The sequence below is a fragment of the Massilia sp. genome, from assembly GCF_031995545.1.
Taxonomy (GTDB): domain Bacteria; phylum Pseudomonadota; class Gammaproteobacteria; order Burkholderiales; family Burkholderiaceae_D; genus Telluria.
On sequence record NZ_DAMAGA010000006.1, the window covers coordinates 1 to 25,780 of the forward strand.

Consider the following 25,780-nt stretch of genomic DNA (forward strand, 5'->3'; position numbering starts at 1 on the left):
CGCTGTCCGGTGGTGGCGGCTGGGTGCTGGCAGGTATCCAGCAAGTCGACTGATCTGCTGGCGTCGAATTATTTTTCGACAAACATTTCGTGTCGCCGGGTTTGCGCCCGGCAAACTGGTAAGATCGAGACCGCCCGCTTTACCCCGGGCGGTTTTGTTTTTTTAGCCTAGGCTCGCCATGCTCCCGAGTTTGTTTACCTTGCCCAATCTGTCGCCGCAACACGCCCTGGCCATGCCGGCGGCGGCCGTGATCAACCATCTGCTGGCCCAGGAAGAGTGGGCGCGCAAGGCGCTGGCGCGGCATGCCGGCAAGCACGTTTGCATCGATACCGGGCCGGCGCGCCTGTGCCTGCGCGTGGCCGCCGACGGCATGCTGGAAGCCGGCGAGAATGCAGAGAACGCCGACGTCACCATCCGCGTCAAGCTGGCCGACCTGCCACTGATCGCCCAGGACCGCACGCGCATGCTGTCGTACGTGAAGATCGATGGCGACGCCGAATTCGCGAACACGATCTCGCAGCTGTCCAACGGCCTGCGCTGGGATGCCGAGCACGACCTCGAACGCGTGGTCGGTCCGCTCGGCGCGCGCCGCCTGGCCCAGGCCGGCCGCGGCGCCGTGCATGGCGCGACGGGAGCAGGGCGGCGGCTGCTTGATAACCTGGCCGAATTCCTGGCCGAAGAGCGCCCGGTGCTGGTGCGTCCGCGCCAGCGCGAAGCTTTCGCCGCCGATGTCGTGCGCCTGCGCGACGATGTCGAGCGCACCGCCAAGCGCATCGCCCGCCTCGAACAAAAGCTGGCCCAGCCGGCGCCGAGCACTTCCATTGCGCCCAGCGCAGACCTGAATCCGGATCGTCGATGATATTGAAATTCCTGCGCCTGCTGCGCATCCTCGCTGTCTTCACCAAGTACGGACTGGACGAAATCGCGGTCACCAGCATCAACGCGCCACGCACCGCGCGCCTGATGAACACCTTCTTCTTCTGGCGCCGCATCACCTCGCCGCGCGCGATCCGCCTGCGCCAGGCGCTGGAAGAGCTCGGCCCGATCTTCGTGAAATTCGGCCAGGTGCTGTCGACCCGGCGCGACCTGGTGCCGCCCGATATCGCCGACGAACTGGCGCTGTTGCAAGACCGGGTGCCGCCGTTTGGTTCCGACCTGGCCATCGCCCAGATCACGCGCTCGCTCGGCGCCCACCCCGATCAATTGTTCGCCCGCTTCGACCGCGATCCGGTGGCCTCGGCCTCGATCGCCCAGGTCCACTTTGCCCAGCTCAAGGACGGCAAGGAAGTGGCGATCAAGGTGCTGCGTCCCGGCATGAAAAAGCTGATCGACGAAGACATGGCGCTGATGCACCTGGCGGCCTCGCTGATCGAACGCGTGTGGGGCGAAGCACGGCGCCTGAAGCCGCGTGAAGTCGTGGCCGAGTTTGACAAATACCTGCACGACGAGCTGGACCTGATGCGCGAAGCGGCCAATGCCAGCCAGCTGCGCCGCAACTTCGCCGGTTCCGAGCTGCTGATGGTGCCCGAGATGTACTGGGACTATTGCTCGAGCAGCGTGATCGTGATGGAACGCATGCGCGGCATCCCGGTGTCGCAGATCGACCGCCTGGCGGCCGAAGGCGTCGACCTCAAGAAGCTGTCGAGCGACGGCGTGGAGATTTTTTTCACCCAGGTGTTCCGCGATGGCTTCTTCCATGCCGACATGCACCCGGGGAATATTCTGGTGTCGGTCGAACCGGAGACCTTCGGCCGCTATATCGCGCTCGACTTCGGCATCGTCGGCACCCTGAACGACTTCGACAAGGATTACCTGTCGCAAAACTTCCTGGCCTTCTTCCGCCGCGACTACAAGCGTGTGGCCGAAGCCCACATCGAATCGGGCTGGGCGCCGCCGAGCACGCGCGTGGATGAGCTGGAGTCGGCGGTGCGCGCCTGCTGCGAGCCGATTTTCGACCGGCCCTTGAAAGACATCTCGTTCGGCCAGATCCTGCTGCGCCTGTTCCAGACCTCGCGCCGCTTCAATGTCGAAGTGCAGCCGCAGCTGGTGCTGCTGCAAAAGACGCTGCTGAATATCGAAGGCCTGGGGCGCCAGCTCGACCCTGATCTCGACTTGTGGAAGACCGCGAAGCCGTATCTGGAACGCTGGATGTCGGAGCAGGTCGGCTGGCAGGGTCTGGTCGAGCGCCTGCGCGCTGAAGCGCCGCGCTACGCCCAGATCTTCCCGCAACTGCCGCGCCTGGTGCATCAGGCGCTGGAGCGCGAAGCGCATCCGCAGATCGCCCACACCGGCGGCCACGGCCACGTGGCGAATGCCGATCTGCTGGCACTGCTGCTGGTGGAGCAGCGGCGCACCAATCGCATGCTGGTGTTCGTCAGCTGCGTGGTAGCGGGGTTTGCGGCGCTGGCGGTGCTGGGTGTGGTGGGGATGTTCGGCTGACGGCGCGAACGGGTTAACCCGACCGCTCAAAGAAAAAGCCCGCTCGCGCGGGCTTTGAAGCAAGTGTTCTTCTATGGACCGCGCTGATGCAAGACCGCGCCATCTTCTGTTTCTTCTTAACGGAGGGCAGCAGGGATTCCCTGTTGCCAACATTCGGTGAAGAGTCCGTATTAAAACATCGAAGTTAATGCTTGAGCAAACGAAACACCTGTGGCGATGGCGAAAAACAACATCCACGGCGTGCCGCTTGCCAGCCGGACGCGTTCATGCCAGCCCCATGCTGCCCAAACGGCAAATCCCATCGTAAAAGCTTTATAATTCAGGGTTTTGAAGATTTTTGCGGAGCACTGAGCATGCCGATTTACGCCTACCGCTGCGAAGAATGCGGTTTCACCAAAGATGTACTGCAAAAGATATCGGACCCGGTCCTGACCGTCTGCCCGTCGTGCGCCAAGCCGTCCTTCAAGAAACAAGTGACCGCCGCCGGCTTCCAGTTGAAGGGCACCGGCTGGTACGTGACCGATTTCCGTGGCGGCACGCCGCCGGCCACCGGCACCGCCAATAACGGCAATGGCAACGGCAACGGCAACGGCAGCAGCGCGCCTGCGCCGGCCGCCGCCGAAGCGAGCGCGCCGGCCGCCACGCCTGCGCCGGCACCGGCTGCGCCGACGGGCGGCGGCGACAAGAGCGGCAGCTGATCCGGCGCCGGCCGCGCGGCCGCGTCCAACAAGAATAACGGGAATCCGATGCGCAAATACTTCCTCACCGGCCTACTGGTCCTGGTGCCCCTGGCGATCACCGCCTGGGTGCTGAACCTGATCATCAGCACGCTCGACCAGTCGCTGCTGTTCGTGCCGGCAGCCTGGCAGCCGCGCGTGCTGCTCGGCGCCGACATTCCGGGCGTGGGCGCGGTGCTGACGCTGGCCATCGTGTTCCTGACCGGCGTGCTGGCCAACAACCTGGTCGGCAACTACGTGATGCGCCTGGGCGAACGCCTGATCAAGCGCGTGCCGGTGGTTAGCTCGCTATACGGCAGCGTCAAGCAGGTGTCGGACACGCTGTTCTCGTCCTCGGGCAACGCCTTCCGCCAGGCCGTGCTGATCCCGTATCCGCACGCCGATTCGTACACGGTCGCTTTCCTCACCGGCGTGCCGGGCGGGGACGTGACCAACCACCTGGTGGGCGACTACGTCAGCGTGTACGTGCCGACCACGCCGAATCCGACTTCGGGCTTCTTCCTGATGATGGAACGCAGCCGCGTGCGCGAGCTGGACATGTCGGTCGACGCGGCGCTGAAGTACATCGTCTCGATGGGCGTGGTCGCGCCGGCCAGCGTACCGGCGCCGGCCGCCACACCGCTGGACGCGCCGGCCAAGTAAGCGGCCACCAAGAACCACAGAACAAGCACAGAATAGGGGCCCCGGCCCGCCAATTTAACCAACCTGGAACGAAAACCATGACCTCCATGCGTACCAACTACTGCGGCCTCGTCACCGAGGAACTGCTGGGCCAAACCGTCAGCCTGTGCGGCTGGGTGCATCGCCGCCGCGACCACGGCGGTGTGATCTTCATCGACCTGCGCGACCGCGAAGGCCTGGTGCAGGTCGTCTGCCATCCCGACAACGCCGAGGTGTTCAAGGCCGCCGAGCACGTGCGTAACGAGTACTGCCTGCGCATCGTCGGTACTGTCACCAACCGCCTGGAAGGCACGGCCAACGCCAACCTGAAGTCGGGCAAGATCGAAGTCACCGCTTCGCAGGTCGAAGTGCTGAACGCCTCGGTGCCGGTGCCGTTCCAGCTGGACGACGACAACCTGTCGGAAACCACCCGCCTGACGCACCGCGTGCTCGACCTGCGCCGCGGCCAGATGCAGCACAACCTGAAGCTGCGTTATAAAGTCTCGATGGAAGTGCGCAAGTACCTGGACAACCTGGGCTTCATCGACATCGAAACTCCGATGCTGACCAAGTCGACCCCGGAAGGCGCACGCGACTACCTGGTGCCGTCGCGCGTCAACGCCGGCAACTTCTTCGCGCTGCCGCAGTCGCCGCAGCTGTTCAAGCAGCTGCTGATGGTCGCCAACTTCGACCGCTACTACCAGATCACCAAGTGCTTCCGCGACGAAGACCTGCGCGCCGACCGCCAGCCTGAATTCACCCAGATCGACTGCGAAACCTCGTTCCTGAACGAGCAGGAAATCCGCGACCTGTTCGAGGAAATGATGCGCGTGGTGTTCAAGAACACCGCCGGCGTCGACCTGCCGAACCCGTTCCCGGTGATGGACTTCGCCACCGCCATGGGCAAGTACGGTTCGGACAAGCCGGACATGCGCGTCAAGCTCGAGTTCACCGAACTGACTGAACTGATGAAGTCGGTCGAGTTCAAGGTGTTCAACAGCGCCGCCAACCTGCCGAACGGCCGCGTGGTCGGCATGCGCGTGCCGCAGGGCGGTTCGATGCCGCGTTCGGAAATCGACGCCTACACCCAGTTCGTGGCGATCTACGGCGCCAAGGGCCTGGCCTACATCAAGGTCAACGAGAAGGCCAAGGGCCGCGATGGCCTGCAGTCGCCGATCGTCAAGAACATCTCGGACGAAGTCCTGGCCCAGATCCTGGAACTCACCAAGGCCGAAGACGGCGACCTGATCTTCTTCGGTGCGGATAAAGCCAAGGTCGTCAACGACGCCATCGGCGCACTGCGCGTGAAGATCGGCCACTCGGAATTCGGCAAGAAGGCCGGCCTGTTCGACGACGTCTGGTCGCCGCTGTGGGTGATCGACTTCCCGATGTTCGAATACGACGAAGACGGCGACCGCTGGACCGCGACCCACCACCCGTTCACCGCGCCGAAGGATGGCCACGAGGACATGCTGGAAACCAATCCGGGCGCCTGCATCGCCAAGGCCTACGACATGGTCCTGAACGGCTGGGAACTGGGCGGCGGCTCGATCCGTATCCACCGCGAAGAAGTGCAGAGCAAGGTGTTCCGCGCGCTGAAGATCGGCGCCGAAGAAGCGCAGCTGAAGTTCGGCTTCCTGCTCGACGCGCTGCAGTACGGCGCGCCGCCGCACGGTGGCCTGGCCTTCGGCCTGGACCGCCTGATCACCCTGATGACCGGCTCCGAGTCGATCCGCGACGTGATCGCCTTCCCGAAAACCCAGCGCGCGCAGGATCTGTTGACCAATGCGCCGTCGGAAGTCGACGAGAAGCAGCTGAAGGAACTGCACATCCGTCTGCGCAGCGAGCAGAAGGTCGCTTAAGAGCGTACGGGGCGACGTTGCTATCGCCTTGTAGGGTTGGCGGGTTCCCCGCCGACGCGTTCAACCAGCTCCGGCAAGCCGCACGGCCGACCGTGAGCCGGTTGAACGCGTCGGCGGCGTAGCCGCCAACCCTACCGTCCACGCGTCCGCGCTGCCATGAAACCCCACAAGATCCCCGAATCGGTCCTGGTCGTCATCCACACTTCCGCCATGGAAGTGCTGCTGCTCGAACGCGCCGATCGTCCGGGCTTCTGGCAATCGGTTACCGGCTCGCTCGACGCGCCCGATGAGCCCTTGCCGCTCACTTCCGCGCGCGAACTGTTCGAGGAAACCGGCATCGTCGCCGACGGCGAACTGATCCGCCTGCGCGACTGGGGCCTGTCGAACATCTACGAAATCTACCCGGTCTGGCGCCACCGCTACGCCCCCGGCGTCACCCATAACACCGAGCACGTGTTCTCGGTATGCGTTCCACGCGACATTCCCATCACCCTCAGCCCGCGCGAGCATCTGCAGCACGCCTGGCTGCCCTGGCTCGAAGCGGCCGACCGCTGCTTTTCGTCGTCGAACGCCGAAGCCATCCTCCAGCTACCGCATCATCACGGAAATTAACATTTCCACCTGAAAATAACTCTGTCTTTCACAGGGTCAATTCCAGTTCAAATTGTAAGATATTGTTACTTCTGGAAAACCAGAAAGTGACGTTTTTCAGCAAAAGTACGAGAGTGCTATTTTCTGCCGCCATCTGTGCGCAAACGCCCATATGACGGGCTTATTTACAAAATCCCCCTATGAAATTACACCTTTTTACAGCTGAAATGGCGTTTTGATAACCATAGGAAATTTGTATCCCAGCGATTAACACCATATATTCAACGTTTGACAGATGGAAATCAGTAGAATATCGTCAACAGATCACCGACGGTGAGACCTGAAAGAAGACACTTTTTAGCGGATGATCCTGGAGGACTAAATTGAACAACCCTGAACTCAACCACAAGAAGAATGTGAAAGAAATCACACTGGGTGACGATTGCATTTATATCGACCTGATCGGCGGCCTGCGCCTGAGCGGCCCGCTGGCCCCGGTCGACAAGACCGCCAAGCAGCCGGAACGCAAACCGCGCCGCATGATCGTATCCGGCCACGAAGCCATCTACGACGAGGCGCTGGCACTCGGCTAACCCCGGCCGCTCCATCTCTCCCTCCACGCGCGGCGTCCGCCGGCTCCCGCCGGCCATCCCTCCAGCCGCCATGGCGCGTCTCCAGGCAGGCGCACGATTGGGCCCGTTTCACGAGAACGCCGGCCCGATCCGGGTAGAATGTTCCCATGAAAATTCGTGTAGCCACCTACAACATTCATAAGGGCGTTTCCTCGCTGCGCAGCACGCCCCGCGTGATCGCCCTGAAGAAGGCCATCGCCGAATTCGACGCCAACATCGTCTTCCTGCAGGAAGTGCAGGGCCGCCACGATCGCTTCCAGGCCAGGTACGGCAAGGAAGAGCGCGGTCACCGCTACTGGCCCGAAACGGCGCAATACGATTATTTCGCTCCCGACGCCCACCACACCGCCTATGGCATGAACGCGGTGTACGACCACGGCCACCACGGCAATGCGCTGCTGTCGTGCTGGCCGATCGAGAATTCGCACAACCACGACGTCTCGGACCACGCCTATGAACAGCGCGGCATCCTGCACTGCGTGCTCGGTACGCCCGAGTGCAAGGTGCACTGCTACGTGGTGCACCTGGGCCTGTTCGAAGGCAGCCGCGGACGCCAGACCGCGTCGCTGATCGAAGCGGTCAATTCGTCGGCCCCGAACGGCGAGCCGGTGATCATCGCCGGCGACTTCAACGACTGGCGCAACACCCTGAGCGACAAGTTGCGCCACGGCCTGGGCGTGACCGAAGTGTTCGACGAACTCGGCCCGCGCTCGCCGCTGGGCGACATGGTGCGCAGCTGGGCCGGCCGCCAGCCGCGCCTGGCGCCGGCGCGCACCTTCCCGGCCGCGCTGCCGTGGTTCCGCCTCGACCGCATCTACGTGCGCGGCTTCAAGGTCAACAATGCCAAGGTGATGCACGGCCCGCTGTGGGCCAAGCTGTCCGACCATGCGCCGATCGTGGCCGAACTCGAGCTGGCCGATCCGGCGAAACACTGCACGCGCTGAGCTGGTCCGCCAGGCCATGCGCAACCTGACCTTCGTCGACAACAACGAGATCACCCTGCTGGAAAGCGGCGTCGCCTTCTTTCCGGCGCTGATCGCGGCGCTCGACGCCGCCAAGTACGAGGTGCTGTTCGAAACCTATATCTTCGCCGAGGACGAGACTGGCGAGCGCGTGCGCGACGCCCTGATCCGCGCCGCCCGCCGCGGCGTCAAGGTGCGGGTGCTGGTCGACTGGTTCGGCACCGGCCATCGCTGCTGCGGCCGGCTGGGGCCGGAGCTGACCGCGGCCGGCGTCCAGTACCGCGTCTTCAATCCCCTGTGCAAGCGCGGCATCGCCCGCTCGCACCGCAAGATCGCGGTGATCGACCGCGACGTCGCCTTTGTCGGCGGCATCAACACCAATGACGACTGGCTGTGCGACCACGCCGACGGCCACCGCCTGCCGGCTCCGCGCTGGGACTTCACGGTACGCGTGCGCGGGCCGCTGGTGGCCCAGATCCACCACGAGGCGGCGGGGCAGTGGATGCGTACCGGGCGCCTGCGCCTGCGCAAGCGCCTGCAACTGTTCCGCGAAATGCGCAAGCAGCCGCTTCCCTCTTGCGAAAGTCCGGCACGGGCCGCATTTGTGGTGCGTGACAACCTGCGCAACCGCGCCACGATCCAGAAGGCGTATTTGCAGGCGCTCGGCCATGCGCGCGACAGCGTGCTGCTGGCCACGCCGTACTTCGCGCCCGGGCGCAAGTTCCGCAAGGCCCTGGCGCATGCCGCCCGGCGTGGGGTGAAGGTGACGTTGTTGATCGGGGTGGGCGAGTTCCGCATCCAGGATGCGGTGGCCCATTCCTTCTATCCCAAGCTGCTGGCCGACGGCATCCGTGTGGTCGAGTACCGCAAGACCCAGCTGCACGCCAAGGTCGCGGTGGTCGACGACGACTGGGCCACGGTGGGGTCGAGCAACTGCGACGGCCTGTCGCTGTTCGTGAACCAGGAGGCGAACGTGGTGGTCAACGACCCGGCGTTCGCCGCCACCCTGCGCCGCCATATCGAGCGCGGCATCGCGGACGGGGTCGAGGTGTGCCCGCAGGAGTTCGCCCATACCGGCTGGCTGCAGCGGGCCAGCTACGGCGCGGCTTACATGCTGTACAAGCTGGTGATGCGGGTGGTCACGATCGGCTACACCTGAGGGATGATTGGACAAGGATGAGTAACAGCGTGAACGACGATAAAGACAATGTAAGACTCGACAAATGGCTGTGGGCGGCGCGCTTCTTCAAGACCCGCTCGCTGGCCCAGGACGCGGTGGACCGCGGCCGCGTGCGCATCGGCGGCGAACCGGTCAAGCCGGCGCGCACCGTCAAGATGAACGACAAGATCCTGATCGACAACGGTTCGGACCGCTGGGAAGTGATCGTGGCCGCGATTTCGGGCTCGCGCGGCCCGGCGCCGGTGGCGCGCACGCTGTATTTCGAGACCGATGAAAGCATCAGCCGGCGCGAGAACGACAAGGTGGCGCGGCGCCTGTATCCGGAGCCGAGCCTGGAGATCAAGGGCCGGCCGACCAAGCGCGACCGGCGGGCGATGACGCGCGTCGGCGAAGGCAGCGACGAGTAGGTTAGAGGGGCTGCCGCTGCGCATCCCCCAGGCATTACCCGGCGCTGTAGACGTACACCACTACCGCCAGCAGGACGATCACCAGGATGGCGAAACGCGTGAGCCCGTCGCCGCCCGTCTGCGCGCCCTGCATGCCATCCTTGAGCGGCTGATGCGCACCTACCGTTTCGGCCGCCTTCTGCACCACCGTGGCCGCGACTTCCCGCTCCAGTCCATGGAAGTGCAGGTCGGCAATGGCTTCTTCTTCGGTCGCTCCTTCGTCCAGGCGCGAGCAGGCGCGGCCGAGCATCACCATGAAATCCGCCATCATCGCTTCGCCCGATCGGCCCTCGCGCTCGTCCATGAACGAGCGGATCGCTTCACGCAGTTCGAGGTCGGTCGGCTCGACCGCTTCCATGACCTGGTAGTTGCTGTTCATCGTACGACTCCTTTCCTGTTGGTGATCGAGGTGAAGCGGACTCACAGTTCGGCGATCGGGTCAGTGCCGGCGACGATGGCGTATGCCTTGCCGTCGAAACGGTAGTGCACGGTTTCGTCGATCTGCCTGAGGACCTGTTCGGCGGGTTCTTCTGCAGCACTGTCGAGCTGGCGGTAGATCTTGCCGCTGTAGCCGACCAGCAGGTCGGCGTAGCCGTCCGCTGCCGCGTCGGCAAAGCGGATCGTGCCTTCGATGTCCCAGCACTTGTCGCGCTCCGGCGTACAGGCGTCGTTATTGTTGGCGCTCTGGGTGAAGTCGGCCAGTTCGCGTACGCCGTTGCCCAGCTCATATACCCTGGCATACGTATTGGAATCGCCGCGATTGAAGATGCCTGAAGAGACGATAAAGCCTGGCTTGCCGGGGCCGACGCTGACCCAGTGCACGTTGCCGATCCGTCCCATTGCGCCCATCGAGGCGAGGTTCGGGTGGCGTTCGTCGACGATCCATGTCTGCTCTTCGCCTTCGCCCTCGCGCCGCAGCAGGTAGACGTTTAGCAGGCCCTCGGTGGCGATGCCGGGCAAGTCGATGCCACCCTCGTTCCATGGCGTGCCGTTCACGGCGACGGCGACACGGCCGTCGGGCAGGGTAGTCGAAGAGACGAGCGTCATCCAGTAGCGCGCCGGCGCACCGTCATTCTCGAGATCGATCAGGGCGTGGCGCTCACGGCTGTCGTAGGCAGTGCCGAACAGCGCGCGCATCCAGGCCAGTTCGACACGCTCCTGGGTGCTGAGCGGCCGGCTTGCTTGCGTAGTAGGCTTGGTCAGCACGGTAACCTTGGCGGCTTGCACAGGTGTTGCCGCGGGCTGTGCGGACTTGGGTTGCTCATGGTCGGCAGGCGAACAGGCGAGCAGGAGTATGGCCATCGGCAATATGCGCAGGAACGTCATCTGTCAGTCAACGATTGGTAACTATCGGATCATGAACTATAGTGACAAATCAGGGCGCGGGAAAAGAAATATTGCCGCTCGATATGGAGTCAATGCCTGTCGCATGGTCAGTGTGTCTGACGGAGACGCAAGCCCCGCAATCGGAACACCCGCGCCTGCAAAAATGCGGTACCTTTATAGCTGAATCGGCAAAACGGCTGTCCGGCGTTTCACAAGCCTGGCAACCCATCCACGGCGCATTCTCCCTGCGCCAACCGTTGTCTTGCATCAATAGAACGCCAACTCTAAGTTCCCGTTTGACATTCCAAGCCTGATAGATAATAGTACGAGCGTTCGGATTTTTTCGACTCAGGGGATACCATCAACGCTTCAACCAAATTCATGCGCAAGGGCGAACAGACGCGGGCCGCGATCCTCGACGTCGCGCTCGAGCTCGCCAGCCGCAACGGTCTCGAAGGCCTGACCATCGGCCTGCTGGCCGACCGGATGAACATGAGCAAGTCGGGCGTGTTCGCCCACTTCGGTTCGCGCGAAGACCTGCAGCTGGAGGTGGTGAAGCTGTACCATCACCGCTTCGAGGGAGAAGTGTTTTTCCCGAGCATCAAGGAAGCACGCGGCCTGCCGCGCCTGGTCGCGATGTACACGCGCTGGGTCAAGCGGGTGTCGGTCGAGATCGCGTCCGGCTGCATCTACATCAGTGGCGCGGTCGAGTACGACGACCGCGAGGGTCCGATCCGCGAAGAGCTGGTGTCGATGGTGCGCGCCTGGCAGGGCGCGCTGCTGCGCAGCGTGCGCCAGGCGGTCGACGTCCAGCATCTGCGCGCCGGCGTCGACGCCGAGCAGTTGGTGTTCGAGATGCACGGCCTGATCCTGGCCCTGCATCACGACGCCCGCTTCCTGCGCAATCCCGGCGCGGTCGAACGCGCCGAGGCCGCCTTTGCGCGCCTGATCGAGAATTACCGCAATCCACAAGCAGTGCCGGAACAAGCAACAGCACAGCAAGACCACCAGGCGGCATAAGCCGCCGGCCAAGTCCAACATCATTACCTTCGTCAGGAGAAAACCATGGGTCAGTACGTCGCGCCACTTCGGGATATGCAGTTCGTGTTGCACGAATTCCTCAACGTGAAGGAAGAGTTCAAGCAACTGCCGAAGTACGAGGAAATCGACGCCGACATCATCAACCAGGTGCTGGAAGAAGGCGCGAAGTTCACGCAGGAAGTGCTGTTCCCGCTGAACCACTCGGGCGACCGCGAAGGCTGCCATTTCAGCGCGGCCGACAAGACCGTGACTACCCCGAAGGGTTTCAAGGAAGCGTATAAACAGTATGTCGAAGGCGGCTGGGCCGCGCTGGCATGCGACCCTGAATACGGCGGCCAGGGCCTGCCGGTCACCCTCAACAACTCGTTCTACGAGATGCTGAACTCGTCGAACCAGGCCTGGTCGATGTACCCGGGCCTGTCGCACGGCGCCTACGAGTGCCTGCTGGAGCACGGCACCGACGACCAGAAACGCCTGTACCTGCCGAAGCTGGTCTCGGGCGAGTGGACCGGCACCATGTGCCTGACCGAAGCGCACTGCGGCACTGACCTCGGCCTGCTGCGCTCGAAGGCCGAACCGCAGGCCGACGGTACTTACCTGATCACCGGTTCCAAGATCTTCATTTCGGCCGGCGAACACGACATGGCCGAGAACATCGTCCACCTGGTGCTGGCGCGCCTGCCGGATGCGCCGGAAGGCTCGAAAGGCATCTCGCTATTCCTGGTGCCGAAGTTCCTGCCGAACGAAGACGGCTCGCTGGGCGAGCGTAACGGCATCGCCTGCGGCGCCATCGAAGAAAAGATGGGCATCCACGGCAACGCCACCTGCCAGATGAACCTGGACAATGCGCGCGGCACCCTGATCGGCCAGCCGCACAAGGGCCTGCAGGCGATGTTCGTGTTCATGAACGCCGCCCGCCTGGGCGTCGGCATGCAGTCGCTGGGCCTGACCGAAGTCGCGTACCAGAACGCGCTGGCCTACGCCAAGGACCGCATCCAGATGCGTAGCCTGTCGGGCCCGAAAGCGCCGGACAAGCCGGCCGACCCGATCATCGTGCACCCGGACGTGCGGCGCATGCTGCTCACCGCCAAGGCCTACGCCGAAGGCGCGCGCGCCTTCTCGTCCTACGTGGCGCTGCAGATCGACCGTGAACTGAACCACCCGGACGAAGACGTGCGCAAGGAAGCGGCCGACGAAGTCGCGCTGCTGACCCCGATCGTCAAGGCGTTCATGACCGACAACGGCTGGATCGCCACCTCGGAAGCGCTGCAGGTGTACGGCGGCCACGGCTATATCTCGGAATGGGGCATGGAGCAGTACGTGCGCGACGCCCGCATCAACATGATCTACGAAGGCACGAATACCGTGCAGTCGCTGGATCTGTTGGGCCGCAAGATCCTGATGGACAACGGCGCCAAGCTGCGCAAGTTCGGCGAGAAGATCAAGTCGTTCGTCGAAGAGAACGGCCTGGACGAGCAGATGTCCGAGTTCGTGACCCCGCTGGGCGAACTGGGCGAAAAGGTCACCAAGCTGACCATGGAAATCGGCATGAAGGCCTTCCAGAGCCCGGACGAAGTCGGCGCCGCCGCCGTGCCTTACCTGCGCGTGGCCGGCCACCTGGTGTACAGCTACTTCTTCGCCCAGATGGCGAAGATCGCGCTGGCCAAGCTGGACTCGGGCGACAAGTTCTACGAAGCCAAGCTGGCCACCGCGCGCTTCTACTTCGCGCGCCTGTATCCGGAAACCGCGATGCTGATCCGCCAGGCCCGTTCGGGCGCGTCGAATCTGCTGGCGCTGGATGCCGAGCTGTTTTAATACCCCGTCACGCTGAACCGACCGCCGCGGTCCCTGCCAGGCCATGCCAGGCAGGGACCGCGCTCAAACAAGGAATAAACATGTCCAATTTCATCGTCAAGAAAGTCGCCGTCCTCGGCGCCGGCGTGATGGGTGCGCAAATCGCTGCGCACTGCGTGAACGCCAAGGTCCCGGTCGTCCTGTTCGACCTGCCGGCCAAGGAAGGCGCCAAGAACGGCATCGTCCTGCGCGCCATCGAGAACCTGAAAAAACTGTCGCCGGCCCCGCTGGGCAACAAGGATGACGCGGCGCTGATCGAAGTCGCCAACTACGAGGACAACCTCGACGTGCTGCTTGGCTGCGACCTGATCATCGAAGCCATCGCCGAGCGCATGGACTGGAAACACGACCTGTACGCCAAGGTCGCCCCGCACATCGCCCCGCACGCGATCTTCGCCTCCAACACCTCGGGCCTGTCGATCAACAAGCTGGCCGAAGGCTTCGACGCCGGCCTGAAGGAACGCTTCTGCGGCGTCCACTTCTTCAACCCGCCGCGCTACATGCACCTGGTCGAACTGATCCCGACCGAGGCCACTCGCCCTGAGATTCTGGACCAGCTCGAGACCTTCCTGACTTCGACCCTGGGCAAGGGCGTGGTGCGCGCGAAAGACACGCCGAACTTCATCGCCAACCGTGTCGGCATCTTCGGCATGCTGGCCACCATCGTCGAAGCCGAGAAATTCGGCCTGTCGGTGGACGTGGTCGACGACCTGACCGGCGCCAAGCTCGGTCGCGCCAAGTCGGGCACCTTCCGCACCGCGGACGTGGTCGGCCTGGACACCATGGGCCACGTGATCAAGACCATGCAGGACAACCTGAAGGACGACCCGTTCTTCAGCGTTTACAAGACGCCTGACATCCTGGCCAAGCTGATCGAGAAGGGCGCACTGGGCCAGAAATCGGGCGCGGGCTTCTACAAGAAGGTCGGCAAGGACATCCAGCGTCTCGACTTCGCCACCGGCGAATACGTGCCGAGCGGCGCCAAGGCCGCCGACATCGTCGGCCGCATCCTGAAAGAGAAAGACCCGGTCAAGAAGTTCAAGGCCATGCGCGATTCGACCAACCCGCAGGCGCAATTCCTGTGGGCGATCTTCCGCGACGCCTTCCACTACATCGCGTTCCACTTGGACACCATCGCCGACAACGCGCGCGACATCGACTTCGCGATGCGCTGGGGCTTCGGCTGGAGCGTCGGTCCGTTCGAGACCTGGCAAGCCGCCGGCTGGACCCAGATCGCGCAGTGGGTGAAGGAAGACATCGACGCCGGCAAGGCGCTGTCGAATGCTCCGCTGCCGGCGTGGGTGTTCGAAGGCTCGGTCGCCGAGAAGGGCGTGCACACCGCCGAAGGTTCTTACTCGGCCACGAAGAATTCGTATGTGCCGGTGTCGGACCTGCCGGTGTACAAGCGCCAGCAGTTCCGCGCGCCGGTCGTGGGCTCGACCACCGTCGATGCGAAAACCTTCGGCACCACCGTCTTCGAAGACGACAGCGTGCGCCTGTGGCACTCGGACGACGAGGTGCTGGTCATCTCGCTCAAGACCAAGATGCACGTGATCGGCGATGGCGTCATCAAGGGCATCCAGCGCGCGCTGAAGGAAGCCGAGCAAGGCTACAAGGGCGTGGTGATCTGGAATACCGACGCGGCCGAAGGCGGCGCGTTCTCGGCCGGCGCCGACCTGCAATCGGCCCTGCCGGCCTTCATGGCCGGCGGCGCGAAGGCGATGGAGCCAATCGTGCGCGAGCTGCAGGACACCTTCATGGCGATGAAATATTCGAACATCCCGGTGGTCGCTGCGGTTGCGGGCCTGGCGCTGGGCGGCGGCTGCGAACTGGCGCTGCACGCATCGAAGCGCGTGGCCTCGATCGAGTCGTACATTGGCCTGGTGGAAGTGGGCGTCGGCCTGGTGCCGGCCGGCGGCGGCCTGAAGGAAGCGGCGCTGCGCGCGGCGAACGAAGCCAAGGGCAACGACATCCTGCAATTCCTGAAGACCGGCTTCATGAACGCGGCTACCGCGCAAGTGTCGAAGTCGGCACTGGAAGCCAAGGCGATGGGCTACCTGAAGGAAGACGACATCATCGTCTTCAACGCCTATGAGCTGCTGCACGTCGCTAAAACGACTGCGCGCGCCATGTTCGACGCGGGTTATCGCGCGCCGGCACGCCGTACCTTCCCGGTCACCGGCCGTTACGGCTGGGGCACCATCCGCGGCCAGATGGTCAATATGCGTGACGGCGGCTTCATCTCGGCCTACGACTACCACCTGGGCGACACCATCGCCGAGATCGTGACCGGTGGCGACATCGACCAGGGCAGCGTGGTGAGCGAGCAGTGGATCCTCGACCTGGAACGCAAGGCCTTCGTCGCACTGCTGAACAATCCGAAGACCCAGGAACGCATCATGGGCATGATGCAGACCGGCAAACCGGTGCGCAACTAACGTCGCCGACAGAACAGGATTACTGACATGAGCAAACAACTTCAAGACGCATACATCGTCGCAGCGACCCGTACCCCGATCGGCAAGGCGCCGCGCGGCATGTTCAACAAGACCCGCCCGGACGACCTGCTGGTGCACGCCATCAAGGGCGCCATGGCCGCGGTGCCGGGACTGGACCCGGCCCTGATCGTCGACGCCATCATCGGCTGCTCGTTCCCGGAAGCGGAGCAGGGCTTCAACATCGCCCGTAACTCGGTGGTGCTGGCCGGCCTGCCGCACACCGTGGGCGGCGTCACCGTCAACCGTTACTGCGCCTCGGGCATCACCGCCCTGGCAATGGCGGCCGACCGCATCCGCGTGGGCGAAGCCGACGTGATGATCGCCGGCGGCGTCGAATCGATGTCGATGGTGCCGATGATGGGCCACCACCCGTCGATCAACATGGACACCTTCAAGGACGAGAACGTGGGCCTGGCCTACGGCATGGGCCTGACCGCCGAGAAGGTGGCGACCCAGTGGAAGGTGTCGCGCGAAGACCAGGACGCCTTTGGCCTGGAATCGCACCGCCGCGCCATCGCCGCCCAGCAGGCCGGCTACTTCAAGGACGAGATCACCCCGGTCGAAGTCATCACCCGCACGCCGAATCTGGCGACCGGCGAGATCGACGTCAAGCGCCGCACCGTGGACACCGACGAAGGCCCGCGCGCCGACGCCAGCATCGAAGGCATGGCCAAGCTCAAGCCGGTGTTCGCGGCCAAGGGCACGGTCACCGCCGCCACCTCGTCGCAGATGTCGGACGGCGCCGGCGCCCTGATCGTGGTCAGCGAAAAGATCCTGAAGGAGCACAACCTGACCCCGCTGGCCAAATTCTCGTCGTTCGCCGTGCGCGGCGTGCCGCCGGAAATCATGGGCATCGGTCCGAAAGAGGCGATTCCTGCCGCCCTGAAGGCGGCCGGCATCACCCAGGACCAGCTGGACTGGATCGAGCTGAACGAAGCGTTTGCCGCCCAGGCGCTGGCCGTGATCCGCGACCTGAACCTGGACACCAGCAAAGTGAACCCGATGGGTGGCGCGATCGCCCTCGGCCACCCGCTGGGCGCGACCGGCGCGATCCGCGCCGCGACCGTGGTGCACGCCCTGCGCCGCAACAGCCTGAAGTACGGCATGGTGACGATGTGCGTCGGCGCCGGCATGGGCGCAGCCGGCATCATCGAGCGCGTGTAACCATGAAGGGCGGCCGCGATCACGCGACCGCCCGTATCACCGCGTGGGCGGGAGACTCACCATCCAGGATGTGTAGGATGGACGGGTCTCCCGCCCACGCGTCCATTCGCCCCACGAATAATCAAATCTGCTGATTGATCCTGCCATCCGTAGGGTTGGCGGCTATGCCGCCGACGCGTCCAACCAGCCCAAGAATAACCGGAGACCCGCATGTCCATCCTCACCACCAAATCCGACGGCATCCTCACCCTCGAATTCGACCGCCTGGAGCGCAAGAACGCCATCACCGGCGCCATGTACCAGACCCTGGCCGACGCCCTGCGCGACGCCGAAGGCGACACCACCGTGCGCGCCATCCTGATCGCCGGCAAACCCGAGATCTTCACCGCCGGCAACGACCTGGACGACTTCCTGAACAACGCCGGCGCAGACGCAATGACCGAGCAGCGCCCGGTCTTCCAGTTCATGACCGCGCTCGAAAGCTGCACCAAGCCGGTGGTCGCCGCAGTCAGCGGCGCGGCCGTCGGCATCGGCACTACGCTGCTGATGCACTGCGACCTGGTCTACTGCGCCGACAACGCCAAATTCTCGATGCCGTTCACCCAGCTCGGCCTGTGCCCCGAATTCGCCTCTTCGCTGCTGGTCGCGCAGTCGGCCGGCTACACCCGCGCCGCCGAGAAGCTGCTGCTGGGCGAAGCCTTCCTGGCGCAAGAAGCACTGGACATGGGCATCGTCGCGCGCGTGCTGCCGGCCGCCGAACTGCTGGCCTTCGCCCAGGGCCAGGCCGCCAAGCTGGCCAAGTTGCCGCCCGCCTCGATCCGCACTACCAAGGCACTGATGAAGCGCGCCCGTTCGCCGCAGATCCGCGAAGCTATCGCCGCCGAGAACGAACGGTTCAGCGCCATGCTGCAAGGGGCGGAAGCGAAAGAGGCGTTCACCGCCTTCTTCGAGAAACGCAAGCCGGACTTCTCGAAGTTCGATTGAAGACATGCGAGCCGGCGGCCGGTCACGGAGGGCGCTGGCTCGACGTTATCGGCCGCAATATCCCTCGTGTCCGGACATGCCTGCGTCTTCAAGCCATGCGCAGCAGAAAAAATAGTTGTAGACGACCGGTCTAATTTGGTTTATTGTGGATCCATGGTGAAAACGGCGACAACTGAATCTTCCGAGGTCCGCGACAATATCGTGTCGGTAGGGCAGCGGATCATGGCGAGCAAGGGATTCTCGGCAGTCGGCCTGAATGAAATCCTGACGACGGCCGGGGTACCGAAAGGGTCGTTCTATTATTACTTCGCCTCCAAGGATGCGTTTGGCGAAGCCCTGCTCGAGAAATACTTCAAGGATTACCTGGCCGAGCTCGATGTTACCCTGCAGCAGGAGGGGACACCGGTCGCCGACGGACTGATCGCGTATTTCGACAAATGGCGCCGCAACCAGTTGTTTTCCGATTGCCACGGTAAATGCCTGGTCGTCAAGCTGGGGGCGGAAGTGGCGGACTTGTCTGAGCCCATGCGCCTGACGATCAAGCAGGGTACTGCCGGCATCGTTGCCCGACTGGCCCATGCCATCGAACGCGGCACGACCGAGGGCTCGGTCAAGGTGGACGACGAGGCGGGATTAGCGGCCGAGAGCCTTTACCAACTGTGGCTCGGCGCCAGTGTCATGGCCAAGGTGACGCGCGACGAAGCGCCATTCGACGCTGCCATGCGCACAACGCGACAGGTATTACACTTGCCCCGTTAACGGAGCACCAGCGAACGCTTCAACCGGAGCGTTTTTTTTGAAGTAGCTTGTAGACGACTGGTCTACTATATATAAAGGAATTGCGCATGAACATCCTGATCGTACTGACTTCCCACAATATCCTCGGTACCACCGGCCGCAAGACCGGTTTCTGGCTTGAAGAGCTTGCCGCTCCTTATTATGCGTTCCGGGAAGCGGGCGCTCGCGTCGTGCTGGCGTCGCCTGCCAGCGGTCAGCCACCGCTCGACCCGAAAAGCAACGAGCCGTCTTTCCAGACCGAACTGACCCGGCGCTTCGAAACCGATGCCGCAGCCATGAGACAGCTTGCCAATACCGTGCGCCTGGACAGCGTATCCCAAGGCGACTTCGATGCAGTGTTCTATCCAGGAGGCCACGGCCCGTTGTGGGACCTGGCGGAAGATCCCAACTCGATCGCTCTCATCGAATCCTTCATTGGTGCGCGCAAGCCGGTCGCCCTGGTATGCCATGCGCCCGGCGTGTTGCGCCATGTAAAGCAGGCAAACGGTTTGCCGCTGGTTGATGGCAAGCGCGTCACGGGATTTACCAATAGCGAAGAAGCTGCGGTCGGCTTGACCGACATCGTGCCGTTCCTGGTGGAAGACGAGCTGAGGGCGAAAGGCGGCGTGTTTTCTCGCACCGATGACTGGGGTAGCTACGTGGTCGCGGACGGGCTCCTGGTTACCGGACAGAATCCCGGTTCATCGGCCGAGACTGCGCAAGTCCTGCTGCAGGCACTCGCGCGCAACGCCGCTTGAGCATGGCGGCATTCGCCAATCACTTTTCCGCGCAAGGCATGGCGCACCGCTGCCATGCCGCCATTTCATCGAAAGGCACGACATCATGACCGATAGCGCAGCAGCACCCATGACCATCCATGACTGGTTCGACGGCCCTTATCCGGCCCGGGTCAGGATCGCGATCGCCGAAAAGCAGCTTGAATCGCGCGTGCGTTTCGCGTCGGTCAACCTGTGGACCGGCGAACACAAGACACCGGCTTTCCTGGCCAAGAATTATTCCGGTACCTTGCCGGTGCTGGAGCTGAACGATGGCAGCCTGATCGCCGAATGCACGGCGATCACCGAATACCTGGACAACCTGGACGGTCCGCCCACGCTCACCGGCACCACGCCATTCGAAAAGGGCACGATCCACATGATGAGCCGGCGCGCCGAACTGGAACTGCTGGACGCGATCAGCGTCTACTTTCACCATGCAACGCCGGGCCTGGGGCCGAAGGTCGAGCTGTACCAGAATCCGGAGTGGGGCATGCGCCAGCGCGACCGGGCCATGCGCGCGATGGACTATTTCGATACGCTGCTCAAGACCCGGCCGTACATCGCCGGCACGGCGTTTTCGATGGCCGACATCACGGTCATCGGGGCATTCATCTTCGCGGCCATCGTGAAGCTAGAAGTGCCGGCGCAGCATGTGGCGCTGCATGCCTGGCATGCGCGGATGCAGGCAAGGCCCAGCGTCCAGGCCTGGAACAGGATGGTGGAAGAAACCTGGGCAGCGCGCTGACAGTGCCGCGCCGATACGCTACATGGCATTGAACAGGGCAATCGCGATGCGCCCCTGATCCGCCTGCTGCATGTCGGTATTGTTGAGCAGGACGACGGCCCGGCCATCGCGCGGATCGTAGGCGAGCAGGGTCTTGTAGCCGCCGCTGACGCCCGATTCCCAAGCTAGCGCGCGCGTGCTCTTGCCAGTGGCGATGGTCCTGACCCGGCCGCCGAGCGCGTAATCTTCGGATGCCACCTGGATGGTCATGAGTTCCTTGCGGGCCTTGTCGGACAACAGCGGCGTGCGATATACGGCATCGGCGATCGCGACCAAGTCGGCCGCGGTGCTGTACAAGGTGCCGCTGGCCACCACCATGGGAGGGGTGGGAGGGGTCTTGCGCGTGCCGGAGGCGTCGTAGGCCACCGCCATGCCCACCGCTTCTTCATCGTCGCTGCCGGCGAAACCGGTGTCGCGTGTCCTGGCCGGCGCCAGCACCAGTTCTTCCACGACATCGGTGAATGGCCGATTGCCGGCCCGTTCCACGACGGCCGCCACCAGCAGCCAGTTGGTCACCGAATAATCCCATTTCTCGCCGGGGCGGGCATTGAGGGCGCCGCCACCGAAGCGCAGGGCGCCTGCCACCGGGCCGATCTCGAGATGGCGAATCGATTGGTCCTTGCGCAGCGCTTCCTGCAAGCCATTCGGGACCCCGCTGCGATTCGACAGCAACTGGCGCAGCGTCACCGCGCCGCTCGCGGCCGGCAGTTCCGGAAGGTGGCGCGCGATCGGCGCGTCCAGGTCGAGCTTGCCCATGTCGGCCAGGCGCAGCACGGTGACGGCGCTGATCCATTTCGTGACCGAGCCGGTCATGAAGCGGGTATCCCTGGTGTGTTCCTGTGCCTGTTCGCGCACGGCCAGGCCGCTGGCGCGCACCACCAGGCTGGAACCGGCATCCTCGCGTATCGCGATCACGCCACTGTAATCGCCTGGCGCATGGCGCTCGATCAACCTGGTGCCGGCGGTCTTATCCAATACCGCGCAGCCCGACAGCAAGGCCAGCGTGCAAGCCAGGCACAGGGTGCCAAGCCAGGAGGGGCGAAAGTGCATGGAGACTCCCAGGGTCGGATGGCGTCAGCGCGTATGCGTGACGTGGCTTCGCGCAGCGGGCATCAGCCCAGCGGCGCTTCGATGATACACCGGTAGCGGGTATCACCGAAGCGCGGCCGGCCGAGCTCGCCCTAAGCGCGATCCGCACCACCAAAGCACTGATGAAGCGCGCCCGTTGGCCAGAGATCCGCGCAACCATCGACGCCGAGAACGAACGGTTCAGCGCCATGCTGCAGGGGCCGGAAGCGAAGGAAGCGTTTACCGCCTTCTTCGAGAAACTCAAACCGGACTTCAGCAAGTTCGACTGACCTCAGCCGCCACTGCCTGGCTCGGACACGGACAACCCGCGCTGCACCTGGGTGGTGTTGCCTGCACGGTCGGTTACCTTGACCGTGAGCCTGAAACTGCCGGCACGGCAGAACGTGTGACGCACGCTGACGTCACCCACCCCGCGCCGTTCACGCAGGCTTGGCGCAGGCTGTGGACAGCCATCATCGATGTGCGCCGACGCCACATGCGACTCGCTCACGTTGCTGTCGACAAAGGCAACCGTCAAATCAACCCTGTCACCGGGCAAGACCGCTTCGCCGCCGCCCATGATCGGTCCGAGCACCGGGGCGGTGGTCCCGCTCCTGCCCGGGCGTAGCAACACCAGCCCGGCGTTGGATTCGGCCACGATCACGCCGTCATCATTGATCGCCCTTGCCGAATACAGCACCAGCCCTGCGGGCGCGCGGTAGAGTCGCGTGTTCAGGTCGACCGGGGACGATAGGTCATTCCAGAAGACCGCACGCTGGCTGGATACACCGTCCTGCGTGCTTGTCGCTTGGCCCACCACTTGACGGCGATTATTCAAGGCAAGGGCTATGCCGTCATGCGCGCCTGCGAGAGGCAGGCTGCGCAGGCCACGCCGTTGCGACCAGATATAAGGCGGGCGACCGGGTTGGGGAAGGCCGATGTTGATCGGGGCATTTCCGATAACGTCACCATGGTCATTAAGGCCAGCCATTTGCTCGATAGTATCGGTATCACCGATCCGGACCATGCCGTGCGCGCTGCTCCAGATGAAGTGGATCTTGCGCTGTTCAAGATAATAATAGCCAAGCAACTGGCCGGCCTCGTTGATGTGGTGTGCCCCCGAATACGTGCCGCCGAAGTTGCCCAGGACGGTCTCCTTGCCGTTGGCGTCCCAAAAAATAGCGTGATTGTTGTATCGGGTAACCTCGCCGTCGCCGACGGCCTCCCCTCTGCTGTTGATCGCCCTGGCTGTGGCTATTCTGGCCGTTTCCGGGCCAAGCTTCGTCAACGTGCCGTCGGGGTTCCAGCGCCTGGCATGGGCTTGCAGGGGTACGTCTTGCATGTACCCCACGACCTGGCTGCGGTTGTTGACCGCGTAGGCGTCGGCGGTGAAGGCCCCCGGCAGTGAGCGCATGCCGTCTTTGACGGTCCAGGTAAATGCGCGATACCTGGACTGGGCATCTTGGGACTGGCCCACGACAACACCCATGTCGTTCACGCCTCGCAATACGGTGTAGCCGCTGCCGAGCGAGCCCAGCATATGCATCCTGTGACCGTCGAAAAAGCTGTTGGATCCCGTGAAGGCGACCTGGCCACGCTTGTTTAACAGCGCCGCTCCTGAACCAGGCGCGAGGTTGATCACGCTGTACTGGAGCGGGTCCGGACAAGCGTCCGCGTCCACCGTGTCGACGGCTGGACTGGCGCAAGCAGCGCCTGCGCAAGAGAAAGCAAGCACGGCCTTCAGGAAGCGGCCCCATGTCGAAAAAATCTTGTTGCCGTGGATTGATGCCATATGTGTCCCATGTAAAGAGAGTGAGCGAGGTGGAGACCTCACTCTAGGTGTTCGCTTTACATGTCGGCGTGAGCTGTCTCAGCGCCGACGCGGAACTAAATGGCACATGGCTGCTTCGGCCTGCCGCCGCATGGCGCGGCGCTGGCCGTCGGTAATGAGGCCGAGGGCGCTCGGTTTGTCGAACGAGGTAATATTCCTGGCAGATAAGGCAATCACGGCTGCCCGGCATTGCTCGCAGCCACGACAGCTTCAGCGCATCTGCGTCACGTGCGACTCACGCAGCGGCGTCCACCCCAGCCGCGCCTCGATGATGCGCCGGTAGCGGGTATCGATATGCGCCGGCGTGCGCCGGATATAGTCCTCGACCGCAGCGCGCTGCTCGCCGCTGCAACTGTCCAGCCACGCAACCACCTGGTCGGCCGTCGCCACCTTGCCGTTCTGGCCGTCGAACTTGGGCGGCACCGCGGTCCAGACCGCGGCATCGATGCGCTTTTCCTTCATCCATGCGGCGATGCGCGCGTCGGCTTTTGCGCCATCGACGCTTGGAATGCTGCCGACCCATTCCGGTTTTTCGGGCGTGATCTTCTCGCGCTGCTGCAGCATGGCGCGCGCTTCGTCCAGGTCCTGGGTGTCGAGATAGGCCCAGTAGGTAGGCATCGGGCGCGCGCTTTCGCACAGCACCAGCGCCACTTCGGGGCTGTCGTCGCTGTTGCGCACGAATTCGAGTGGCAGCCGCGGGCCACCGGGGTGCCAGCCGGAGGCCAGCTTGAGGGGGCCCGGCTTCCACAGCAGCGAGCCCCAGGCGATACAGACGATATTCATGGAAAGGGTAGACCGGCATTCAAAAGACCAGTCTAGCCCGTCGGCGGAAAACGGCGAGCACGGCTATAACCAGCCGTAAAGACAGAGCGTGAACCGTCAGTCTTCTTTCACGTCCCTGGCATCCTTGGCGGCCGCGCCGAACAACCGGTCCTTGGCCGACAGCAGCTTCTGCACCTTGGACCCCATCTTCATCAGCTGCGACATCGATTCCGGCGACAGGCGCTGCAGGTCGTCGAACCAGTTGTTGGCCAGGTCGACCAGTTCGTGCATCTCGCGCATGCGCTCCTGGGCGAACTTGTCTTCGGGGTTCTTGGCATTGGCCATCAACGATTCGCGCAGCACCGACAGGGTGGGCGCCACTTCGCGCCGGCGCCGCTCGGCCGCCACCACGCGAAAGATCTCCCACACGTCGCCCAGCGAGCCGAAATATTCGCGGCGGTCGCCCGGGATGCGGGTCAGGCGCACCAGGCCCCAGGACTGCAGTTCCTTCAGGCCGATGCTGACGTTGGAGCGCGAGATGCCGAGCTTTTCGCCGATGTCGTCGGCATTGAGCTGCTCTTCGCTGACGAACAGCAGGGCGTAGATCTGGCCCACGGTGCGGTTGATGCCCCAGCGGCTGCCCATCTCGCCGAAGTGGCTGACAAACGTTTGGACAAGTGGCGTCATGGTTCTCAACTTTTCGATGTTCTTGAAACCTGAATTATCCCACGTAGGGCGCGGCTTCACACGGCGCACTCGCATTCCTGGCAGGGTGACAAGGTCTTACCGTCAATACCCGACTAACTCACTCCGCTATCCGTTCAATTAGCTGACAGCAACAGATTTTGGGTGCATACTTTCACTGTTTTCTGAAAATTCAAAATATATTTCGAGTCGTATCGAACTGGATAAAACCACTAATCACTCGTTGAACCGGATTCTCCGAACCACCCGAACATCATGACCACGCACCGCACCCGTCCCCTGATCCTCTGGCTCGCCGCCCTGGCGATCCTGTGGGGCTTGCTGCGTCCTTCGTTGAATGCGTTCATGGCCTCCGGCGCCGGCAAGGCCTTGGTTACTGGCTGTATCGATGCCCGCAACTTGCTGGCGCTGGAAAACGGCTACACCGGGCATCTGGGCGCGCGCTCCAGCGACGACATGGCGCAGGCCGATCTGGCAGTTGCCGCCTTCTTCGCCCAGTTCGCGGCCGTCGCGATCCTGGTGCTTGGCGCACAGGCAGCCGTTGCTTTCCCGGACGTCGACCTGCCGTCGACCGGCGTGATTCTCGCTTCCCATCCAAGCCGCGCGCCGCCGCAGCTGGCTTGATCCCCGCCTCACCCTGACATCACTGCGGCTCGCCGCGCCCGTATGCCGTCCAGCCAAGGACCGGCAGGAGGGTC

26 protein-coding genes are annotated in these 25,780 nt (G+C 63.6%); 20 read left to right on the forward strand and 6 right to left on the reverse strand.

Annotated features, from left to right (window positions below; genetic code table 11):
* Nucleotides 1–178 precede the first annotated feature (178 nt).
* The 10 genes from RTQ83_RS06450 to RTQ83_RS06495 all read left to right on the forward strand — a co-directional run bounded on the left by RTQ83_RS06450 (nucleotide 179) and on the right by RTQ83_RS06495 (nucleotide 9,470).
* The gene (locus tag RTQ83_RS06450) at nucleotides 179–859 is read left to right on the forward strand and encodes an SCP2 domain-containing protein (protein WP_312512326.1); all 681 of its coding nucleotides are present in this window, start codon (nucleotides 179–181) and stop codon (nucleotides 857–859) included.
* Nucleotides 856–2,439: a ubiquinone biosynthesis regulatory protein kinase UbiB gene (gene ubiB, locus RTQ83_RS06455; RefSeq protein ID WP_312512328.1), complete on the forward strand. Its 1,584-nt coding sequence runs from the start codon at nucleotides 856–858 to the stop codon at nucleotides 2,437–2,439. Before RTQ83_RS06450 ends, ubiB begins: the two co-directional genes overlap by 4 nt.
* Before the next feature lie 353 nt (nucleotides 2,440–2,792).
* The gene (locus RTQ83_RS06460; protein ID WP_312512330.1) at nucleotides 2,793–3,137 is read left to right on the forward strand and encodes an FmdB family zinc ribbon protein; all 345 of its coding nucleotides are present in this window, start codon (nucleotides 2,793–2,795) and stop codon (nucleotides 3,135–3,137) included.
* A 48-nt stretch (nucleotides 3,138–3,185) separates the two neighbouring features.
* Nucleotides 3,186–3,818 carry a DUF502 domain-containing protein gene (locus tag RTQ83_RS06465; protein ID WP_312512332.1) on the forward strand — a complete coding sequence of 211 codons (633 nt, stop codon included), beginning with the start codon at nucleotides 3,186–3,188 and terminating at the stop codon, nucleotides 3,816–3,818.
* A 77-nt stretch (nucleotides 3,819–3,895) separates the two neighbouring features.
* Nucleotides 3,896–5,698: an aspartate--tRNA ligase gene (gene aspS, locus RTQ83_RS06470; protein ID WP_312512334.1), complete on the forward strand. Its 1,803-nt coding sequence runs from the start codon at nucleotides 3,896–3,898 to the stop codon at nucleotides 5,696–5,698.
* Between the two features lie 156 nt (nucleotides 5,699–5,854).
* Complete coding sequence (gene nudB / locus RTQ83_RS06475) at nucleotides 5,855–6,310, forward strand: dihydroneopterin triphosphate diphosphatase (protein ID WP_312512335.1); 456 nt, start codon at nucleotides 5,855–5,857, stop codon at nucleotides 6,308–6,310.
* A 362-nt stretch (nucleotides 6,311–6,672) separates the two neighbouring features.
* Entirely contained in the window at nucleotides 6,673–6,882 is a 210-nt protein-coding gene (locus RTQ83_RS06480) for a hypothetical protein (RefSeq protein ID WP_312512337.1), read from the forward strand.
* A 146-nt stretch (nucleotides 6,883–7,028) separates the two neighbouring features.
* Nucleotides 7,029–7,865, forward strand: a complete 837-nt coding sequence (locus RTQ83_RS06485; RefSeq protein WP_312512339.1) for an endonuclease/exonuclease/phosphatase family protein — start codon at nucleotides 7,029–7,031, stop codon at nucleotides 7,863–7,865.
* A gap of 16 nt (nucleotides 7,866–7,881) precedes the next feature.
* Complete coding sequence (gene clsB / locus RTQ83_RS06490; RefSeq protein ID WP_312512342.1) at nucleotides 7,882–9,042, forward strand: cardiolipin synthase ClsB; 1,161 nt, start codon at nucleotides 7,882–7,884, stop codon at nucleotides 9,040–9,042.
* A 29-nt stretch (nucleotides 9,043–9,071) separates the two neighbouring features.
* Nucleotides 9,072–9,470 carry an RNA-binding S4 domain-containing protein gene (locus tag RTQ83_RS06495; protein WP_312512345.1) on the forward strand — a complete coding sequence of 133 codons (399 nt, stop codon included), beginning with the start codon at nucleotides 9,072–9,074 and terminating at the stop codon, nucleotides 9,468–9,470.
* A gap of 34 nt (nucleotides 9,471–9,504) precedes the next feature.
* Here the strand turns inward: RTQ83_RS06495 and RTQ83_RS06500 are convergent, their stop codons facing one another.
* Nucleotides 9,505–9,888 carry a hypothetical protein gene (locus tag RTQ83_RS06500; RefSeq protein WP_312512348.1) on the reverse strand — a complete coding sequence of 128 codons (384 nt, stop codon included), beginning with the start codon at nucleotides 9,886–9,888 and terminating at the stop codon, nucleotides 9,505–9,507.
* Between the two features lie 41 nt (nucleotides 9,889–9,929).
* Nucleotides 9,930–10,736 carry a hypothetical protein gene (locus tag RTQ83_RS06505; RefSeq protein ID WP_312512349.1) on the reverse strand — a complete coding sequence of 269 codons (807 nt, stop codon included), beginning with the start codon at nucleotides 10,734–10,736 and terminating at the stop codon, nucleotides 9,930–9,932.
* Between the two features lie 480 nt (nucleotides 10,737–11,216).
* Between RTQ83_RS06505 and RTQ83_RS06510 the strand changes: the two genes are divergently transcribed.
* The 8 genes from RTQ83_RS06510 (at nucleotide 11,217) to RTQ83_RS06545 (ending at nucleotide 20,677) form a co-directional block, all read left to right on the forward strand.
* A complete protein-coding gene (locus RTQ83_RS06510; protein ID WP_312512352.1) occupies nucleotides 11,217–11,855 on the forward strand; it encodes a TetR/AcrR family transcriptional regulator in 639 nt (212 codons plus the stop codon).
* A gap of 45 nt (nucleotides 11,856–11,900) precedes the next feature.
* Nucleotides 11,901–13,691: an acyl-CoA dehydrogenase C-terminal domain-containing protein gene (locus RTQ83_RS06515; RefSeq protein WP_312512353.1), complete on the forward strand. Its 1,791-nt coding sequence runs from the start codon at nucleotides 11,901–11,903 to the stop codon at nucleotides 13,689–13,691.
* 80 nt (nucleotides 13,692–13,771) lie between these two features.
* Entirely contained in the window at nucleotides 13,772–16,168 is a 2,397-nt protein-coding gene (locus RTQ83_RS06520; protein WP_312512356.1) for a 3-hydroxyacyl-CoA dehydrogenase/enoyl-CoA hydratase family protein, read from the forward strand.
* A 27-nt stretch (nucleotides 16,169–16,195) separates the two neighbouring features.
* Nucleotides 16,196–17,392 carry an acetyl-CoA C-acyltransferase gene (locus RTQ83_RS06525; RefSeq protein WP_312512359.1) on the forward strand — a complete coding sequence of 399 codons (1,197 nt, stop codon included), beginning with the start codon at nucleotides 16,196–16,198 and terminating at the stop codon, nucleotides 17,390–17,392.
* Nucleotides 17,393–17,602: 210 nt separating this feature from the next.
* A complete protein-coding gene (locus tag RTQ83_RS06530; RefSeq protein ID WP_312512362.1) occupies nucleotides 17,603–18,376 on the forward strand; it encodes an enoyl-CoA hydratase in 774 nt (257 codons plus the stop codon).
* Between the two features lie 153 nt (nucleotides 18,377–18,529).
* A complete protein-coding gene (locus tag RTQ83_RS06535) occupies nucleotides 18,530–19,135 on the forward strand; it encodes a TetR/AcrR family transcriptional regulator (RefSeq protein WP_312512365.1) in 606 nt (201 codons plus the stop codon).
* Nucleotides 19,136–19,221: 86 nt separating this feature from the next.
* A complete protein-coding gene (locus RTQ83_RS06540; RefSeq protein WP_312512368.1) occupies nucleotides 19,222–19,911 on the forward strand; it encodes a type 1 glutamine amidotransferase domain-containing protein in 690 nt (229 codons plus the stop codon).
* Between the two features lie 109 nt (nucleotides 19,912–20,020).
* Nucleotides 20,021–20,677, forward strand: a complete 657-nt coding sequence (locus tag RTQ83_RS06545) for a glutathione S-transferase (RefSeq protein ID WP_312512370.1) — start codon at nucleotides 20,021–20,023, stop codon at nucleotides 20,675–20,677.
* An 18-nt stretch (nucleotides 20,678–20,695) separates the two neighbouring features.
* On the opposite strand, the gene RTQ83_RS06550 is transcribed toward RTQ83_RS06545, so the two are convergent.
* Nucleotides 20,696–21,766: a serine hydrolase domain-containing protein gene (locus RTQ83_RS06550; RefSeq protein WP_312512373.1), complete on the reverse strand. Its 1,071-nt coding sequence runs from the start codon at nucleotides 21,764–21,766 to the stop codon at nucleotides 20,696–20,698.
* Nucleotides 21,767–21,927: 161 nt separating this feature from the next.
* Between RTQ83_RS06550 and RTQ83_RS06555 the strand changes: the two genes are divergently transcribed.
* A complete protein-coding gene (locus tag RTQ83_RS06555; protein ID WP_312512375.1) occupies nucleotides 21,928–22,074 on the forward strand; it encodes a hypothetical protein in 147 nt (48 codons plus the stop codon).
* Nucleotides 22,075–22,076: 2 nt separating this feature from the next.
* On the opposite strand, the gene RTQ83_RS06560 is transcribed toward RTQ83_RS06555, so the two are convergent.
* The 3 genes from RTQ83_RS06560 to RTQ83_RS06570 all read right to left on the reverse strand — a co-directional run bounded on the left by RTQ83_RS06560 (nucleotide 22,077) and on the right by RTQ83_RS06570 (nucleotide 25,064).
* Complete coding sequence (locus RTQ83_RS06560; RefSeq protein WP_312512377.1) at nucleotides 22,077–23,576, reverse strand: hypothetical protein; 1,500 nt, start codon at nucleotides 23,574–23,576, stop codon at nucleotides 22,077–22,079.
* Between the two features lie 249 nt (nucleotides 23,577–23,825).
* A complete protein-coding gene (locus RTQ83_RS06565; RefSeq protein ID WP_312512379.1) occupies nucleotides 23,826–24,398 on the reverse strand; it encodes a hypothetical protein in 573 nt (190 codons plus the stop codon).
* A 96-nt stretch (nucleotides 24,399–24,494) separates the two neighbouring features.
* Nucleotides 24,495–25,064: a GbsR/MarR family transcriptional regulator gene (locus tag RTQ83_RS06570; RefSeq protein WP_312512381.1), complete on the reverse strand. Its 570-nt coding sequence runs from the start codon at nucleotides 25,062–25,064 to the stop codon at nucleotides 24,495–24,497.
* Between the two features lie 273 nt (nucleotides 25,065–25,337).
* On the opposite strand from RTQ83_RS06570, the gene RTQ83_RS06575 reads away from it, so the two are divergent.
* Entirely contained in the window at nucleotides 25,338–25,706 is a 369-nt protein-coding gene (locus RTQ83_RS06575; protein WP_312512383.1) for a DUF2946 family protein, read from the forward strand.
* Nucleotides 25,707–25,780 lie beyond the last annotated feature (74 nt).

Excerpts from the sequence above, each read along its gene's own strand:
- RTQ83_RS06450 (WP_312512326.1), top strand. The coding sequence starts at position 179 with ATGCTCCCGAGTTTGTTTACCTTGCCCAATCTGTCGCCGCAACACGCC.
- ubiB (WP_312512328.1), top strand. The coding sequence starts at position 856 with ATGATATTGAAATTCCTGCGCCTGCTGCGCATCCTCGCTGTCTTCACC.
- RTQ83_RS06460 (WP_312512330.1), top strand. The coding sequence starts at position 2,793 with ATGCCGATTTACGCCTACCGCTGCGAAGAATGCGGTTTCACCAAAGAT.
- RTQ83_RS06465 (WP_312512332.1), top strand. The coding sequence starts at position 3,186 with ATGCGCAAATACTTCCTCACCGGCCTACTGGTCCTGGTGCCCCTGGCG.
- aspS (WP_312512334.1), top strand. The coding sequence starts at position 3,896 with ATGACCTCCATGCGTACCAACTACTGCGGCCTCGTCACCGAGGAACTG.
- nudB (WP_312512335.1), top strand. The coding sequence starts at position 5,855 with ATGAAACCCCACAAGATCCCCGAATCGGTCCTGGTCGTCATCCACACT.
- RTQ83_RS06485 (WP_312512339.1), top strand. The coding sequence starts at position 7,029 with ATGAAAATTCGTGTAGCCACCTACAACATTCATAAGGGCGTTTCCTCG.
- clsB (WP_312512342.1), top strand. The coding sequence starts at position 7,882 with ATGCGCAACCTGACCTTCGTCGACAACAACGAGATCACCCTGCTGGAA.
- RTQ83_RS06500 (WP_312512348.1), bottom strand. The coding sequence starts at position 9,888 with ATGAACAGCAACTACCAGGTCATGGAAGCGGTCGAGCCGACCGACCTC.
- RTQ83_RS06510 (WP_312512352.1), top strand. The coding sequence starts at position 11,217 with ATGCGCAAGGGCGAACAGACGCGGGCCGCGATCCTCGACGTCGCGCTC.
- RTQ83_RS06515 (WP_312512353.1), top strand. The coding sequence starts at position 11,901 with ATGGGTCAGTACGTCGCGCCACTTCGGGATATGCAGTTCGTGTTGCAC.
- RTQ83_RS06520 (WP_312512356.1), top strand. The coding sequence starts at position 13,772 with ATGTCCAATTTCATCGTCAAGAAAGTCGCCGTCCTCGGCGCCGGCGTG.
- RTQ83_RS06525 (WP_312512359.1), top strand. The coding sequence starts at position 16,196 with ATGAGCAAACAACTTCAAGACGCATACATCGTCGCAGCGACCCGTACC.
- RTQ83_RS06530 (WP_312512362.1), top strand. The coding sequence starts at position 17,603 with ATGTCCATCCTCACCACCAAATCCGACGGCATCCTCACCCTCGAATTC.
- RTQ83_RS06535 (WP_312512365.1), top strand. The coding sequence starts at position 18,530 with ATGGTGAAAACGGCGACAACTGAATCTTCCGAGGTCCGCGACAATATC.
- RTQ83_RS06540 (WP_312512368.1), top strand. The coding sequence starts at position 19,222 with ATGAACATCCTGATCGTACTGACTTCCCACAATATCCTCGGTACCACC.
- RTQ83_RS06545 (WP_312512370.1), top strand. The coding sequence starts at position 20,021 with ATGACCATCCATGACTGGTTCGACGGCCCTTATCCGGCCCGGGTCAGG.
- RTQ83_RS06550 (WP_312512373.1), bottom strand. The coding sequence starts at position 21,766 with ATGCACTTTCGCCCCTCCTGGCTTGGCACCCTGTGCCTGGCTTGCACG.
- RTQ83_RS06555 (WP_312512375.1), top strand. The coding sequence starts at position 21,928 with ATGAAGCGCGCCCGTTGGCCAGAGATCCGCGCAACCATCGACGCCGAG.
- RTQ83_RS06560 (WP_312512377.1), bottom strand. The coding sequence starts at position 23,576 with ATGGCATCAATCCACGGCAACAAGATTTTTTCGACATGGGGCCGCTTC.
- RTQ83_RS06565 (WP_312512379.1), bottom strand. The coding sequence starts at position 24,398 with ATGAATATCGTCTGTATCGCCTGGGGCTCGCTGCTGTGGAAGCCGGGC.
- RTQ83_RS06570 (WP_312512381.1), bottom strand. The coding sequence starts at position 25,064 with ATGACGCCACTTGTCCAAACGTTTGTCAGCCACTTCGGCGAGATGGGC.
- RTQ83_RS06575 (WP_312512383.1), top strand. The coding sequence starts at position 25,338 with ATGACCACGCACCGCACCCGTCCCCTGATCCTCTGGCTCGCCGCCCTG.